Origin of the sequence: Treponema sp. UBA3813 (assembly GCA_002368605.1) — a bacterium.
GTDB lineage: Bacteria > Spirochaetota > Spirochaetia > Treponematales > Treponemataceae > Treponema_D.
The window spans coordinates 86,044-99,972 of record DFEB01000019.1 but is presented as its reverse complement, the minus strand read 5'-3'; the positions used below and the strand labels follow the sequence as shown (position 1 = coordinate 99,972).

15 protein-coding genes and 1 tRNA gene are annotated in these 13,929 nt (G+C 43.7%); 9 read left to right on the top strand and 7 right to left on the bottom strand.

What is annotated here, in order from left to right:
* Position 1: 1 nt before the first annotated feature.
* From B2089_RS02550 to B2089_RS02535, 4 genes are all read left to right on the top strand, one after another.
* The gene (locus tag B2089_RS02550; protein ID WP_296326347.1) at positions 2–595 is read left to right on the top strand and encodes a C-GCAxxG-C-C family protein; all 594 of its coding nucleotides are present in this window, start codon (positions 2–4) and stop codon (positions 593–595) included.
* Complete coding sequence (locus tag B2089_RS02545; protein ID WP_296326350.1) at positions 592–1,602, top strand: tRNA-dihydrouridine synthase family protein; 1,011 nt, start codon at positions 592–594, stop codon at positions 1,600–1,602. Before B2089_RS02550 ends, B2089_RS02545 begins: the two co-directional genes overlap by 4 nt.
* A 47-nt stretch (positions 1,603–1,649) precedes the next feature.
* Positions 1,650–2,471 carry an outer membrane lipoprotein-sorting protein gene (locus tag B2089_RS02540; protein WP_296326353.1) on the top strand — a complete coding sequence of 274 codons (822 nt, stop codon included), beginning with the start codon at positions 1,650–1,652 and terminating at the stop codon, positions 2,469–2,471.
* Between the two features lie 90 nt (positions 2,472–2,561).
* Entirely contained in the window at positions 2,562–2,870 is a 309-nt protein-coding gene (locus tag B2089_RS02535; protein WP_296326356.1) for an isoamylase early set domain-containing protein, read from the top strand.
* Positions 2,871–2,950: 80 nt separating this feature from the next.
* On the opposite strand, the gene B2089_RS02530 is transcribed toward B2089_RS02535, so the two are convergent.
* Complete coding sequence (locus B2089_RS02530; protein ID WP_296326361.1) at positions 2,951–5,752, bottom strand: DNA translocase FtsK; 2,802 nt, start codon at positions 5,750–5,752, stop codon at positions 2,951–2,953.
* A 105-nt stretch (positions 5,753–5,857) separates the two neighbouring features.
* On the opposite strand from B2089_RS02530, the gene B2089_RS02525 reads away from it, so the two are divergent.
* The gene (locus tag B2089_RS02525; protein ID WP_349675776.1) at positions 5,858–6,790 is read left to right on the top strand and encodes an alpha-hydroxy-acid oxidizing protein; all 933 of its coding nucleotides are present in this window, start codon (positions 5,858–5,860) and stop codon (positions 6,788–6,790) included.
* Position 6,791: 1 nt separating this feature from the next.
* On the opposite strand, the gene sppA is transcribed toward B2089_RS02525, so the two are convergent.
* Both sppA and B2089_RS02515 read right to left on the bottom strand, forming a co-directional pair.
* Positions 6,792–7,847 (bottom strand): signal peptide peptidase SppA, encoded by a 1,056-nt coding sequence (gene sppA / locus B2089_RS02520; RefSeq protein ID WP_296326364.1) that lies wholly within the window; start codon positions 7,845–7,847, stop codon positions 6,792–6,794.
* Between the two features lie 12 nt (positions 7,848–7,859).
* The gene (locus B2089_RS02515) at positions 7,860–8,489 is read right to left on the bottom strand and encodes a DUF975 family protein (RefSeq protein WP_296326368.1); all 630 of its coding nucleotides are present in this window, start codon (positions 8,487–8,489) and stop codon (positions 7,860–7,862) included.
* Between the two features lie 77 nt (positions 8,490–8,566).
* Between B2089_RS02515 and B2089_RS02510 the strand changes: the two genes are divergently transcribed.
* On the top strand, positions 8,567–9,493 hold the full coding sequence (locus tag B2089_RS02510; protein ID WP_296326372.1) for an aldose 1-epimerase family protein: 927 nt from the start codon (positions 8,567–8,569) through the stop codon (positions 9,491–9,493).
* 12 nt (positions 9,494–9,505) lie between these two features.
* Here the strand turns inward: B2089_RS02510 and B2089_RS02505 are convergent, their stop codons facing one another.
* Together B2089_RS02505 and B2089_RS02500 are read right to left on the bottom strand one after the other, a co-directional pair.
* Positions 9,506–9,979: an HAD family hydrolase gene (locus B2089_RS02505; RefSeq protein ID WP_296326375.1), complete on the bottom strand. Its 474-nt coding sequence runs from the start codon at positions 9,977–9,979 to the stop codon at positions 9,506–9,508.
* 10 nt (positions 9,980–9,989) lie between these two features.
* Positions 9,990–10,883, bottom strand: a complete 894-nt coding sequence (locus B2089_RS02500; protein ID WP_296326378.1) for a ParB N-terminal domain-containing protein — start codon at positions 10,881–10,883, stop codon at positions 9,990–9,992.
* Positions 10,884–11,051: 168 nt separating this feature from the next.
* On the opposite strand from B2089_RS02500, the gene metK reads away from it, so the two are divergent.
* On the top strand, positions 11,052–12,236 hold the full coding sequence (gene metK, locus B2089_RS02495; RefSeq protein WP_296326382.1) for a methionine adenosyltransferase: 1,185 nt from the start codon (positions 11,052–11,054) through the stop codon (positions 12,234–12,236).
* A gap of 69 nt (positions 12,237–12,305) precedes the next feature.
* On the opposite strand, the gene B2089_RS02490 is transcribed toward metK, so the two are convergent.
* Complete coding sequence (locus B2089_RS02490) at positions 12,306–12,818, bottom strand: GNAT family N-acetyltransferase (protein ID WP_296326385.1); 513 nt, start codon at positions 12,816–12,818, stop codon at positions 12,306–12,308.
* Positions 12,818–13,072, bottom strand: coding sequence for a DUF1778 domain-containing protein (locus tag B2089_RS02485; RefSeq protein ID WP_296326395.1), 255 nt, complete (start codon positions 13,070–13,072; stop codon positions 12,818–12,820). Before B2089_RS02485 ends, B2089_RS02490 begins: the two co-directional genes overlap by 1 nt.
* A 115-nt stretch (positions 13,073–13,187) precedes the next feature.
* Here B2089_RS02485 and B2089_RS02480 point away from each other — a divergent pair.
* Positions 13,188–13,259, top strand: a tRNA-Gly gene (locus tag B2089_RS02480).
* A 4-nt stretch (positions 13,260–13,263) separates the two neighbouring features.
* Positions 13,264–13,929: a YoaK family protein gene (locus B2089_RS02475; RefSeq protein ID WP_296326398.1), complete on the top strand. Its 666-nt coding sequence runs from the start codon at positions 13,264–13,266 to the stop codon at positions 13,927–13,929.

Below are 13,929 nucleotides of genomic sequence, written 5' to 3'. Positions count from 1 at the left end.
TATGACCCCACAAGAGGCTCGCGAAAAGGCGACGGCTAATTTCAAATCCGGAATGAATTGTACTCAGTCGGTGGCGGCGGTTTTTGCCGAGAAGTTTGGCTTTTCGCCGGAGCAGATTGGCGCCCTTGTTCAGCCTTTTGGCGGCGGAATGTGCCGCATGAGGGAAGTCTGTGGCACGGTGAGCGGTATGCTCTTTTCTTTGGGCATGTTCAATGCGAAAAAAGGGGAAAATGGCGGGAAAATCAACGGCTTTGGCGGCGACAAAACTCAAAAAGACGAGACTTACGCAATGGGGCAGAAACTGGCGGCTGAATTCCGAAAGATAAACGGTTCTATCGTATGCCGTGAATTATTGGGCCTGGCTGCCAAACAGAGCGATATTCCTGTAAGTGAAGCCCGTACTGAAGAATATTACAAAAAAAGACCCTGTGCAGAGTTATGCGGAATTGCCGCTGAAATTTTCCAAAGATTCTTAGATGAGCAAAGTGTCAGGGATTGTAGCTGCGGCGTCAGCCGTTGCGGAACGAAGTGGAGCAATGAAGCGGATAGCGGAACAGCGGAAAGCCCGACCGCCATAGGCGGTGGCACCCAATGAAACTTTTTCTTGCTCCGATGGATGCCATTACTCATCAGGCATTCAGGAATCTTGTGGGGCGATTTGGCGGCTGTGACGAATATTTTAACGAGATGATTAACGCTTCCTCCCTGCTTGCCGGTGGAGCCTGGGAGAAGTTTTATTTGCTGGAAGGGCCGGAGCCTGAAAAACTGGTCTGGCAGATGACTGACAAAAACGGCGAGAAAATGGCTCAGGCGGCTTCTCTTCTGGCAGAGAGGTCTGGAATCGGAATTGACTTGAACATGGGCTGCTCGGCTCCTCAGATTGCAAAAACCGGCGCGGGAATCGCATGGATGCTAAAGCCTATTGAAGAAACTCAGGCTATGGTTCGTGCAGTAAAATCGGCCCTTGAAAACGGGGCTAAGGACGGCAGGTCGGCAAAAAGGCTTTCGGTCAAACTCCGTTTGGGAGACGAAAAATATACTGAGGAAAAGTTACATTCATTTTGCGCCATGTTAATAGAAGAAGGCGTTCAGATGATTACACTTCATGCCCGCACTCAAAAGCAGAAACATTCAAGGCACTCGGACTGGCAGGCGGTGGAGCGTTTGGCACTCAGGTTTCCTCAAATTCCTGTGATTCTCAACGGCGATGTAAAAGACCGGGATTCTTATGAGCTGGCGAAAAAAGCGGCTCCCCATGCGCAGGGCATTATGATTGCCACGGCGGCGGCTCAAAAGCCCTGGATTTTCAGGGAGATTGTCGGGTCAAGCCCGACAATGACAGGGGGAGCAAGTCCGACAATGACATTTGATGCGGAAGAGCTTGCTCTTCGTTTTATCGATGATGTGGAGAGATTTCAGCCGCAGGAATTTTGGAAAACCCGGCTTCAGCGATTCTTTGCTTTTTACTGCCTTAATTTCAGTTTCGGTCATTATTTCCAGACTTCCATGATAAATGCAAAAGACAACGATGACGCGCGAAAAAAAGTGCATGAATATTTCGAAAAATGCCCGAATGACAGAATAATCCAATTGAAATTTTAATTTTTTACATTAAAATATTCTTATAGATTTTAAGTATGGAGCATTAGATGAAAAAGTTTTTTGTTATCTTTTCGCTCTTGTGCGCTTCTTTTGCGCTTTCGGCTGAGTCTGCACAAGATGTTATCAAGGTTTTCTGTGATTTGGATCGAGTTCCTGATTACAATTATACCACATTAATTCTCGAAAATATCGAGAGAAATGGTAAAATTGAGGTTCTTGAAATCAATCAGTATGGAAGCGGAGTTGACAATGGTTTAAAAAATGTCGCATTTGATTTTAAATCACCGGCAAGTGTAAAAGGAATGCGCGTTCTTCAACTTGAAAAAATCAAAAAAGCCGATGACCGCTATGTTTATATGCCAAAACTGCGCCAGGCACGGCGAATTCCAATGGCAGACCGAACCAAATCCTTTGGTGGAACTGAATTTACATACAATGATATGCGAATTCGTAACGAAGACGAAGACGATAATATCATGATGGACGACAATGTAAAAATCACTGTAAATGGAACGACATATAATTGCTGGAAAATCAAATCTGTTCCATACAAAAAAAGCGAAGTTGAATATGCTTATCAAGTCTCATGGTTTGACAAAAAAACATATATTCCTGTTCATATTGAATACTTTGATGCAAAAGAAAGGATGATAAAATTATACGAATGCCTCAAAATTGAAATGGTTAAGGGCGTTACAGGAATTGAATATCCTCTTCGTCGTTCAAATTGTATTACAAATCTTATCACTGGTCGAAAAACAACGGCTACAGTAAAAGATTATGTTTTTGATGAAGAAATTTCTGATACATACTTTACGCAAAACTGGCTTGTAACAGGAAAAGCTTCAAAAGCAAAGAATAAAAAATAGGACAATAACTTAATTAAAATTTAAAAAACTTGCATATAAATTATTTTTACTATAAAATATAAATACTATTGAAAAAAAAGGGGTTTTATCATGGCTTTGAAAAAATCTTATTCTAAAGACAAAAAAACTTGTAATGTAACTTTTACGGTCTCTCCAGAAGCAGCACAGGGAGCAAAAACTGTAACGATTGCTGGAGATTTCAATAGCTGGAGCTCAACAGAAACTCCGCTTAAAAAGGGAAAGGATGGTTCTTTCTCAGTCAAGCTCGCTCTTGAAGCTGGCAAAGAATATCAGTTCCGTTATCTTCTTGATGGAGCTCGTTGGGAAAATGATTGGGCAGCAGACAAATATATTCCTGCACCATTCAGCTCGACAGACAACTCAGTTGTTATTTGCTAAATTAATGCTTTAAAATACGAAGAGCACCCAAAATCGGGTGCTCTTTTTTTGTCTGAAAGTTCTTGCGGACTTTTGTTTTATCATGGTACATGAATCACTTCGCGGGGCTTGGAGCCGTTTGCCGGTCCTACGATTCCGCGGGCTTCCATGTCTTCAACTAAGCGGGCTGCACGGTTGTAGCCGATTTTAAGGCGGCGCTGAATGTAGCTTGCGCTGGCCTTTCCTGCCTGAACGACAATCTGCAAAGCCTGGTCATAAAGGGGATCTTCGCCGTCGCTGAATAAGCCTGGTTCGTCATCGCCTTCCTCGTCATCATCAACGAAAATCTCATCGTCAATGTAGTCTGGACCGCCGAATGATTTGACATAATCGACGACTCGCTCAACTTCATTGTCCCCGACCAAAGTTCCCTGAATTCGAGTTGGAATCGGATTGACGGCTGAGGTGTAGAGCATGTCGCCCTTGCCCAGCAATTTTTCTGCTCCCACGGCATCAATGATGATGTTTGAGTCCGTGCGGCTGGCGACCATGAACGCGATTCGGCTCGGAATGTTTGCCTTGATAAGACCGGTGATGACATTAACAGAAGGTCGCTGGGTCGCAAGAACAAGGTGGATTCCGACGGCTCGGCTCATTGCGGTGAGTCGGGCGACGCTTGTTTCAAGTTCTTTGCCGCTGGTTGCCATTAAGTCAGCAAACTCATCGATGATTACCACGATGTAGGGCAATTTTTCCGTGGCGATTTTGCGCTCGCGGATTCGGGTGTTGTAGCTTACGATGTCGCGGACGCCCATTCCGTCCAAGAGGGCATAGCGGCGTTCCATTTCGCAGATACAATACTGCAAGACCTGCAAGGCCTTTTTCGGTTCGGTGACTACCGGCGTAAGCAAATGTGGAATATCGTTGTAAAGCTTCAGTTCAACGACTTTCGGGTCAACCATAATCAGTTTCACATCTCTCGGTGAGCGGTTGTACAAAATCGAAAGGATGATTGAGTTTACGCAGACAGATTTACCTGCGCCTGTAGCTCCCGCAATCAGCAAATGAGGCGTTTTTGCGATGTCGATAATCTGTGACTGGCCGGAAATGTCTTTTCCCAAAATGACAGGAATTGCCATCTTTTTGAATTCGGGGAGCGGCTGCTCGATAATCTCGCGGAAAGAGACGATTGCCCGCTCTTTGTTCGGGATTTCGATACCGACAGCGTGTTTTCCTGGAATCGGAGCGACGATACGCACTGATTTTGCAGCCAGAGCGAGGGCAATGTTGTCCTGCAAGTTGACGATTTTGCTCAGTTTTACGCCAGGAGCTGGGAGCAACTCGAACATGGTGACGACCGGGCCTTTACGGATGCCAGTGACTTCTGCTTCAATGCCGAATTCATTCAGGGTCTGCTTGAGGTTTTCGCCGGCCTGTTTGGTTTCGTCGTCGATTCGCCAGTATTCGTCATTTTCGAATTTTTCAAGCAAATCTGTGGGGATTTTGTACTCGCTTAATTTGCGCAATGGTTCCTGAATTTCTGAATCTACATGCGAACTACTTTCTTCCTGTTGATAGAGTGAGTCATGAGCAGGCTCTTCTTCCTGATTTTTAATCACTGGATTTGCGGCGGCATCTGCTTCCATTTGAGAGAAAATATCCTCAACGCCGAAAGGTTCTTCTTCGCTTTCGGCTGTATCTTCATTACTGTCCTCAGCAATATCCTCAATGTTGATGAAATCAGCTGGATTCTCAACTTGATTGCTTTCTGTAAATTCGGGCTCTGGATCCAATTCTGGTTCATGTTCCAATTCTGGTTCAGGCTCTTCCGAAATCTCATCGAATTCTATTGAGTCATCGTTGTCTTCAAAATCATCAAAAGAAATTTCTTCCTCTTCTGGATTTTCTTCAAGTTCTGTAAATTCATTGTTTTCATTAAAATCTACAGGGCGTGCGTCACTCATTTCATCGTATTCGTTTTGAAAATCCTCTTCGTTAATAGAAATTTCTTCTTCGTGGGATTTTTCCTGCTCATCGAAAATATGGTCAAAAGGCGAAGGTTCTTCTGGAAGAATAGGCTCGGCAAAATCCTCGTCATCAATAAGCTCATCTTCTTTTACTGATTCAGGAATTGTTTCTTCATTATCAAGTTCTTCGTTTTCAATAATTGTCGGGTCTTCTGTAATCGTCTCTTCTTCTGAGTTTTCTTCTTCGAGAGGGCGTTCTTCAGGTTCTTGTGCTGGTTTTCCGTCGTTAATTAAATCTTTGAGAATTTCTTTTTGTTCAAGAAAAATCTTATCATTTGAAAGGTCGATGGTTTCTTCCGAATTTTTTTCGTTTTCTTTTTCCTCAGAATTTTCATCATCTGTGATTTCATCGATTTCGTCTTCATCGCTGTTAAAAAAGACGATTTCATTTTTGTCTTCATCGAATCTTTGTTGAGAGAATTCACGATTTTCTTGCAGAGAAGATTCAAGAATTTCTCCAAGAATTGAAAGAAGCAAGTATTCACCTATGAGAATCAAGAGTCCAATAAGAAGTGTCGAGGAAATTTTAACTATTAAAACAGTATCTGTTTCTGACTCAATAAGCATTCGGCAAATATGTTCTATCGCATCGGCCGTAAAAAATGGAAAAATCGAACCTAGCAAAACAACACCATTTCGGATTCGCCATTTCGACATGAAACATTGAATTCCGGCAACAATCAAAAAAATCGGAATAAATACGGAACAGAATCCATATACGCCAGTGAGCATCTTTCCTAAAGAATAAAAGATTGAATTTTTAGCCGGGTTGATTCCGCCAAAATCAGCGGCAACCAATAGAAGCGAAATAGAGAATAATGCCGCAAGAACAAAAAGAATGATTCCTGCCACAACCGAATACTTTTGCTTTTTCATACTTTATGATTATCGGAATCTGAAAAAAATTGTTAAGAGAGGAATTTTAACTTTGCGCCAAATGTGATTTTCAATATATGAGCGATTTGATATACTTTAAGAATCATGTGTATGGCGGGCGGGAACGCTTTTAAGTGCAACTTCTGCAAGGTCTGTAACGGAAAGGGCTGCATAGGTCAGCTTCCGGGTATGGGCGGCGTGCATCAAAATGAGAATTTCATTCTGAATTGTGCGGCTTGGGAAATTGTCAGGAACAAAAACATCGAAAAAATACAGAAATTTCTCGAATTGGAACCAGAATTCCGCCTTCCTTCAATCAGCATAGCTCCCATGACTGGTGCGGTAGAGAATATTGGTTTTGAGAGAGAGGCTGATTTTTATGATGCGATTATTCAGGCCATGCACAAAGTCGGTGTAGGCTTGTGCATTGGGGACGGTTATCCTGATGAAAAACTCAAATTCGGAATCAAAGCCCTAAAAAAGATAAAAATCGAAACGCCTGATGCGAGCACTTCTGTTTTCATAAAACCCTATTCAAACGAAAAGATTTTGGAACGATTTGAATGGGCGAAAGATTGCGTGAAAGTTACGGGCATCGACATCGATTCATACAATATCCTGACCATGCGCAACAAAGTCCAGCTAGAGAAAAAATCTGCGGAACAGCTTATTCAAATCAAAAAACATGTGAAAATGCCTTTTGCAATCAAGGGGATTTTTACAAAAGAAGATATAAAGCTCGTTAAGGAAGTGATGCCTGATATCGCTTACATTTCAAATCACGGCGGAAGAATCGACACCCGCAAGGGAAGCACAGCCGAATTCCTTGCCAAGTACGGCGACGAACTGAAAAAATATTGCGGTGAATTGTGGATTGACGGCGGAATCCGTTCGCCTAAAGATGTTGCCACGGCAATGGCTTTGGGCGCGGACTGTGTTTTGGTCGGTCGGCCTTTTGCCAGCGCCCTTTGCCACGGTGGTGCGGAAGAGCTTTGCGGAAAAGTGCTGGAGCTCTCGCTTTTAAAGTACGGATTTTAGACTACTGATACAAATAAAGGCATTTTGCGCCGCTTTTTCCCAGCAATTCGTAAACGCTGGCTTCTGGATTTTTTACAAAACTTGAGGCTCCAGAAAGAAGAGACATCCAGTTTTCTTCGTAGCGGTATTTGTATTCAATAAAGTTGATTTCTTCATCAAAATCTTCCCGGATATCATCTTTTGCGTTTTCAAATGAGCATACTGCATCGACCAAGCCATTTTCTTTTGCCTGCTTTGCGGTGTAAATTCGTCCGTCGGCGAGTTCTTTTACATTAGAAAGGCTCATGTCGCGGGCTTCCGCGACGATTCCTGTGAACTGCTCGTAAGCCTCGTCTGCGATTGACTGAAAGATTGCCCGCTGTTCTTGTGTGAGTGGGGCGTTGTAATTTCCCATGTTTTTGTTTTTGCCCGCCGTTATAGTCGTCATCTTGATTCCCATTTTATCGAGCAAGCCTGTTGCGTCCACGCTCTGCCCTGCGATGACACCGATTGAGCCGGTGAGGGTGTTTCGGTTTGCGTAGATATAATTTGCGCTGCATCCGATATAATAGCCGCCACTCGCCGCAAGAGAGCAGAAATAAGCGTAAACCGGGCGTTCAGTTTCGCGTTTGTAGTCCTGGAGGGCAAGGTAGGCTTCGTCAGACTCGTAGACCGTTCCTCCGGGTGAGTCGATTTTGAGCATGATTCCGTAATTATTCGAATCTTCTTTTGCGTTTTTGATTTGTTTTAAAAGCCATTTCTGGTTGTAAGTTTTGTTTTCTTCTGAAATAACGCCGGTAATGTAAATCACTGAAATGTAGGGTGATTTTGTGTTTTTGGATGCAGAGACTTTGTTTTTGTTCAGGCTTTTTGCAAAAATCTTGGTGAAAGTGTCGTTTGAGCTAAAATCCTCGTCATCATCGTAATTGTATTTTCCTGAAAGGTCATTGAGAAGGGCGAGACTTTCTTCAAGTGACGATGAATCGGAATCTTTTTTTGACAAAATTTCTTTGCCACCCAAGAATACGGCGACAATCGCCACGATGATAAATACTTTAAGTCCTTTGTTGTTTTTCATAATGTTTCCTTTTTATGCGAAATCAGCGGGAGAAAGTTTTCTCTCGTTGAAAGCCATTTTTTTCAAATCGTAGTATGCGTTTAGATTCGTCATTTTGAAGTAGGGAAGAAGCGCGATGAATCCGACACCGCTTGTAAATAAGCAGAGTAGCCACCAGCCAAAAAAGGAAAGATGAAGGGAGAACAAATCAGCTTTATGGCCACTCGTGAGAATTTTACTGATGTTCATGGATTTTTCGATGCCGATTTTAGGATTCTCTGCAAGCACGAAGAACATCATCGAATAGCTGTAGCCTTTGACAACTCCAGGAATAAAGAAAAGAAGTGACCATAAAAAAGTCCACAACAAGAACCAGAGGGCGCCAAGAATAGACGGAAGCCAGTGTGTTCCAATTGAATCAAGGAAGGAAGAAAAAGAAATTTTTTGTGATTCTGGATTTGAACAGTATTTCATAAAAACACTGTTGAGGGCCACTGAAAGAATTCCCCAGATAGCCGTGGAGATGATTATGCCGCCGAATATGCTGATACAGCCGGCAAGTCCTGAAATTGCAAGAAAAATCGTTGAAAGCAAGCAAGAATCAAGCCATTGGCTTTTGAGGGATGCGAGTGCCTGTTTTTTATATGTTTTTCGCTCGAACATGAAAATCTCCGTAATGGGCGAATTCCCGATTAGTGGGATTATAGCACTTTAACATCTTTTGTGATACAGTAATTTTTATGACAATCACACTTAAAAACAATAACTACGAAGTAGTTCTCAACACCCACGGGGCGGAAATCAATTCTTTCCGCAGCGTAAAAGACGGCACTAAATATGTATTTGAAGGCCCGGAGGAAGTCTGGAAATTCCACGCGCCGGTTCTCTTTCCCCATGTAGGCCGCATCAAGGACGGATTCTACACTTACGGCGGAAAAGAATATCATCTTGTCAACAACGGAATGAGCCGTGATATGGAGCATAAGCTCATCGAGCAGACAGCGACAAGCGCGACTTTTGAGCTTACCGAAAATGCCGAGACTGCCGACAAATTCCCCTGGAAATTCAGCCTGAAGACTCACTACGAATTAAAAGAAAACGGCTTGATTTTCACCACGACGGTCACAAACACGGATTCAAGCACAATGCTCTTCTCTTTGGGAAGCCACACCGCATTCTGCTGCCCGCGCAACACTGACCCAAAAGGCACGACAAACGCCGATTATCAGTATGAATTCGAGCGCCGGGAGCCTCTTACCACAGTTCTCTTGAACGATGCCGCCCAGCTTGCTGTTGACGAAGAAGGAACGGCTCCATGCACAAAAGCCTACGGTGAAAAAGAAGCCGGAATCATCCCGATTAACGGCGACGGATTCGGAAACGGTCACTTCTTTACCGCATTCAAGTCAAACTGGGTGGGCTTGCGCAACAAAAAAGATGGTTCTCTGATTAAAGTAAACTGTGCCGGCTATCCTTACTTGATGGTCTGGCAGGGCGGAAACGGTGCGGCCGGAGCTGACGGAAACGGATTCAACTGTATCGAACCCTGGTACGGAACCGCTGATGCCGAGAACACCGAGCACGAGTGGGAAGAAAAGGCCGCATTGATTTCCCTTGAACCGGGAAAATCTTTCACTGCTGACCAGTCAATTACCATTGAGAAATAAAATTTCGGGGGATTAAAGCCCCCGTTTTTTTTTGACTTCTTCGGCTTTGGCGATAACTTTTTCTTTCCATTGATCGTCGGGAGCGTCAAGCTGGTATGCCTCAAAGCCCATTTCCCTCCCGTAAGAACAAATTACGCTTTCATCATCAATATGAAGAGAAATGCTGTATTTGGGAGGTACTTTTTGAGGCAGGATTTCCCTTCTGTTTCCCTGTACTTCCCGCAAATGTCTGTCTCCGTTTACGATTCCGTTGAATTTAATCCCGTACAACCAGAAGAGTCTTTTTATATATTTTTCTGAGCGAAAAGATGAAGTGTAAATCCAGACATCAAATCCAAGTTTCTGAAGAGTATGAATCAAATCTGGCGTTCCAAGCCGAAGTCTTTCTTTAAAAATCTTGTTGAGGGGAAAGAAAAGTTCCGGCTCGGTTTTGTGAGTGCGGGGTGAGACAAAAAGAACCTCATCCAAATCGAAGGAGACTCGCATTCTGAAGGGTTTAACTTTCTTTTTTAGAAATCCTAGCATTTTCAAGTCCTTCGATTATATCGATTACGCTTTTTGACCATTCGGCGGCATCGGAATTCAGGGGAAATTCCTTAAACTCTTCGGAATTTTTGTGAGTCAAAAGCAGAAGCTCATTGTCGATGTGAATTGTCTCCCTGTATTTGTTTGCGAGCATCTTTTCGATTTTTGCCGAATTTTCATCAGATTCTTTCTTTTTTGCAGCGCCTGTGATAATTCCGTCAACATTCACCGAATAGTGGAAGAAAAATCTTTTAATATCATCGATTGAATAAAAATTTGCCGAGTAAATCCAAATATCATAAGCGTTTTTGGAGAGAAAATAGAAAAGCGCGGGAATTCCAAGTCTGATTCTTTGTTTATATCGCAGATTGAAGGGAAAATTCAGACTTTTTTCCAAATAAGGACTGTCTTTCGGTCGAAGAATGACTTCATCTAAATCCAGCGTTACCCGTTTGTCGTGTTTTGATTTTTCGAGGATTTTTTTGATGTCGGATTCTTGGGCGAGATTTACGATTTTGACAGGCAGTTTTTTTAGACCGACTTTTTTTGCCGCCGCCCAGCGGTGATGTCCGTTCAGAATCAGATAGCCTTTTGGGCTCAGTTTTTCTACTGTCAGCGGTTCCATTTCTACAGGTTGATTCCGTCTTATGCAGTGGCGGAAATTTTCTTCGTATTCAGCGATGATTTTATAGCTTGGACCGATTTCTGAAAAAGTGAATTCATCGTTTGCGTTTGGATGCAGGCTTTCAAAAGAGACTTTTTTTACAAAAAATCGCTCAAGAGTGCTGGCCTTAACTGGATGAGAAATTCCTTTTTGTTTTTTTACATCGTGTGCGACAAATTCATCGAATTCAGTTTTTGCCATGCTTTTTTCCTTATAATTCTTAATTATAAATCAGCTGTCTTGTCTTTTCCAACAAATTGTATTATATTTTCACTAACAAACAGTCTAAATCTCCCGTCGATTTATCCAAATTGCAGGCGGGGTCGCTTCGTATGAGGCGGCAAAATCTTGCTAAATAGGAGGCTCGTTATGAGCGCTATCTTATCTAACAATCATTATCTTTTTACATCTGAGTCAGTAAGCGAAGGTCATCCAGACAAACTTTGCGACCAGGTTTCTGACGCAATCCTTGATGCTTGTCTTGCGGCTGATCCCCAGTCACATGTCGCATGCGAAACTTATGCAACTACAGGCATGGTTTTGGTTGGCGGCGAAATTACTACCCACGCTGATGTTGATTTCCAGAAAGTCGTTCGTGATGTAGTCCGCGACATCGGCTATACAAACGAGGATTACGGCATTTCTGCGGACACAATGGCTGTCCTCAACACAATCCACAATCAGTCTCCTGACATCAATCAGGGCGTCGTTGGAAGCGGCCTCAAAGAGTACGAAGGTCAGCAGGGAGCTGGCGATCAGGGAATCATGTTCGGTTTTGCAACAAATGAAACTCCTGAGTACATGCCGGCAACTTTGGTTTATGCCCACAAAATCCTCAAAAGAGCCGCTGAACTCCGAAAGAACGGAACAATCAAATGGCTTCGTCCGGATTCAAAATCACAGGTCACAATCGAATACGACGAAAATCACAAGCCTGTGCGAATCGATGCTGTTGTCGTAAGCCATCAGCACAATCCTGATGTAGATTATGACACAATCAAAAAGACAATCATCGACCAGATTATCAAGCCAGTTCTTGAACCGACCGGTTTGCTCGACAGCGAGACAAAATACTACATCAACCCCACAGGCCGCTTCGTTGTGGGAGGCCCCCACGGAGACGCAGGCCTGACCGGCCGAAAAATCATCGTTGACACTTACGGTGGTGCTGGTCGTCACGGTGGCGGAGCTTTCTCTGGAAAAGACCCGTCAAAGGTTGACCGCTCGGCAGCCTACATGGCCCGCTATATCGCAAAGAACATCGTTGCGGCAGGCCTTGCTGACAGAGCTGAGATTCAGCTTTCTTATGCAATTGGCGTTCCCCACCCGGTTTCAATCATGGTTGAGACATTCGGAACCGGAAAGGTGGAGAATGCAAAAATCGTTGAGGCTGTAAAAAAGGTCTTTGACTGCTCTCCAGCCGGAATCGAAAAGACTTTGGACTTGCGTAAGCCTATTTACCGGGCAACCAGCAACTACGGCCACTTCGGCCGTGAGGGCTTTACCTGGGAAAAAACCGACAAAGTTGATGAACTTAAAAAAGCAGTGAAATAAACTGAATGAAGGTCGCTTGTGAAAACAGGCGGCTTTTTTTGTGGGAGAGGGGATGTTGCGGGGGTGGAATCATCTCGCACACATCATCGCCTTTCTTACCGTCTCCAGCAGAATGAAATAAGTCAAATCCTCATCTTTGAATTTCTGAAAGCCGTAATGCTCGTAAAATGTTTTTGAAGATTCTTTCGCGTCAACGATGATAAAATACAGCCCTGTGACTTCTGCGACACGGACTGCTTTTATGAAAGCTTGTTTAAGGAGCCATTTTCCTACGCCTTTTTTCTGCATGGATTTTGATGTTGCAAGTCGGGCTATTCTCAGTGCGGGAATCGGGTATTTGGGGAGTTTTGCCCTGTAATCATCTGGAATTTCAGTAAAAGCGACTTGCGCTGTTGCAAGCGTAAAGTAACCTGCGATTTTATTGTTTTCATCAAGTGCGACAAAGGTTTTTCCGATGCCGAGGGAGTCATTCTTTTGGGCGTATTTTGAGAGAAATTCATTTAGGACTTCAATGCCGCAATCAAAATCTTTTAGGAAGGATTTTTGAAGGTCTTTGACAGGGAGCAATTTAAAATCAAGCATTACTTGAACAATCCTTTTAATGCTTCATTTGGTTCCGGCGGATTTTCTAAAAGAGACATTACAAAATCCCTGTCGCGGTTTGAAAGCAGCATGATTTCGTTTTCTGCCAAATCGATTTGCGCTTGTTTGAGAGACGAGGTGAGAATATATGAAGAAAGAGAAAGATGCTTGATTTCTGCGGCCCGTTCGAGGATTGCTTTTTGATTTATATTTGCCCTGAAATCGATTCGTTCTGCTTTTAGTGCGACTGCCATATCGAACCTCCAAAAGTAGGATAGCATGATGTGTGAAATTTGTACACACATCATTATTGAAAAACACATCAAAATAAGCTACCATAAGGACGTCTTTTGCGGACGCTCTTTTTTTGCGGTTGTCATATAACGGCTATTATCCGGGCTTCCCAAGCCCGAGACGCGGGTTCGACTCCCGTCAACCGCTTTTTATGGATTCGGATTTATCGGCGCAGAATCGTGAGGCGCACATTCATTACATCGTTGCTTTTATCGGCGGATTTTTGGGAATCTTTCCGGTCGTGAACGCCGTGCATTTACTTGGCTCGGCTCAGACTTCAAATCTTATCGACATCGTCCTGGCTTCCCTTCGCGCTGACTGGTCTTCGCTTTCGCTCCATGCTTTCGGGGCTTTTTTGTATGTGCTGGCGGTCTTTCTGGTCACTTTTCTTCCCAAGCACACAAGGCTCAATGTGAAATGGCTGGCTCTTCTGGTGGATGCCGCCTGTGCCTTTGTCATGTGGCGCTTTCCCCTTGAGAGGAATCTTCCCCTGACGATGTATTTGTACCCGACTTTTTTTGCCATGGCTTTTCAGTGGTGTTCTTTTAAGGGCGCTTACGGTTTTACAAGTTCCACGATTTTTTCAACGAATAATCTGAGGCAGTTCGTCTCTGCCCTTACCGAAGTTTTCTGCAACGGCGACAGGTCTTTTTCCCTCAAGGCGAAATTTTTCGGTCTCACACTGCTGGGCTTTCATCTTGGTGTGGCAGCAAGCGGCATACTCTGGCATTTCTTCGGCAACGGAGGATTTTTGTTCGCCCTCGCTCCGATTTTTGTCGCCGCGGTTTTTCTTTTGCGTAATCCTGTGATAAAATAG

Excerpts from the sequence above, each read along its gene's own strand:
- B2089_RS02550 (WP_296326347.1), top strand. The coding sequence starts at position 2 with ATGACCCCACAAGAGGCTCGCGAAAAGGCGACGGCTAATTTCAAATCC.
- B2089_RS02545 (WP_296326350.1), top strand. The coding sequence starts at position 592 with ATGAAACTTTTTCTTGCTCCGATGGATGCCATTACTCATCAGGCATTC.
- B2089_RS02540 (WP_296326353.1), top strand. The coding sequence starts at position 1,650 with ATGAAAAAGTTTTTTGTTATCTTTTCGCTCTTGTGCGCTTCTTTTGCG.
- B2089_RS02535 (WP_296326356.1), top strand. The coding sequence starts at position 2,562 with ATGGCTTTGAAAAAATCTTATTCTAAAGACAAAAAAACTTGTAATGTA.
- B2089_RS02530 (WP_296326361.1), bottom strand. The coding sequence starts at position 5,752 with ATGAAAAAGCAAAAGTATTCGGTTGTGGCAGGAATCATTCTTTTTGTT.
- B2089_RS02525 (WP_349675776.1), top strand. The coding sequence starts at position 5,858 with ATGTGTATGGCGGGCGGGAACGCTTTTAAGTGCAACTTCTGCAAGGTC.
- sppA (WP_296326364.1), bottom strand. The coding sequence starts at position 7,847 with ATGAAAAACAACAAAGGACTTAAAGTATTTATCATCGTGGCGATTGTC.
- B2089_RS02515 (WP_296326368.1), bottom strand. The coding sequence starts at position 8,489 with ATGTTCGAGCGAAAAACATATAAAAAACAGGCACTCGCATCCCTCAAA.
- B2089_RS02510 (WP_296326372.1), top strand. The coding sequence starts at position 8,567 with ATGACAATCACACTTAAAAACAATAACTACGAAGTAGTTCTCAACACC.
- B2089_RS02505 (WP_296326375.1), bottom strand. The coding sequence starts at position 9,979 with ATGCGAGTCTCCTTCGATTTGGATGAGGTTCTTTTTGTCTCACCCCGC.
- B2089_RS02500 (WP_296326378.1), bottom strand. The coding sequence starts at position 10,883 with ATGGCAAAAACTGAATTCGATGAATTTGTCGCACACGATGTAAAAAAA.
- metK (WP_296326382.1), top strand. The coding sequence starts at position 11,052 with ATGAGCGCTATCTTATCTAACAATCATTATCTTTTTACATCTGAGTCA.
- B2089_RS02490 (WP_296326385.1), bottom strand. The coding sequence starts at position 12,818 with ATGCTTGATTTTAAATTGCTCCCTGTCAAAGACCTTCAAAAATCCTTC.
- B2089_RS02485 (WP_296326395.1), bottom strand. The coding sequence starts at position 13,072 with ATGGCAGTCGCACTAAAAGCAGAACGAATCGATTTCAGGGCAAATATA.
- B2089_RS02475 (WP_296326398.1), top strand. The coding sequence starts at position 13,264 with ATGGATTCGGATTTATCGGCGCAGAATCGTGAGGCGCACATTCATTAC.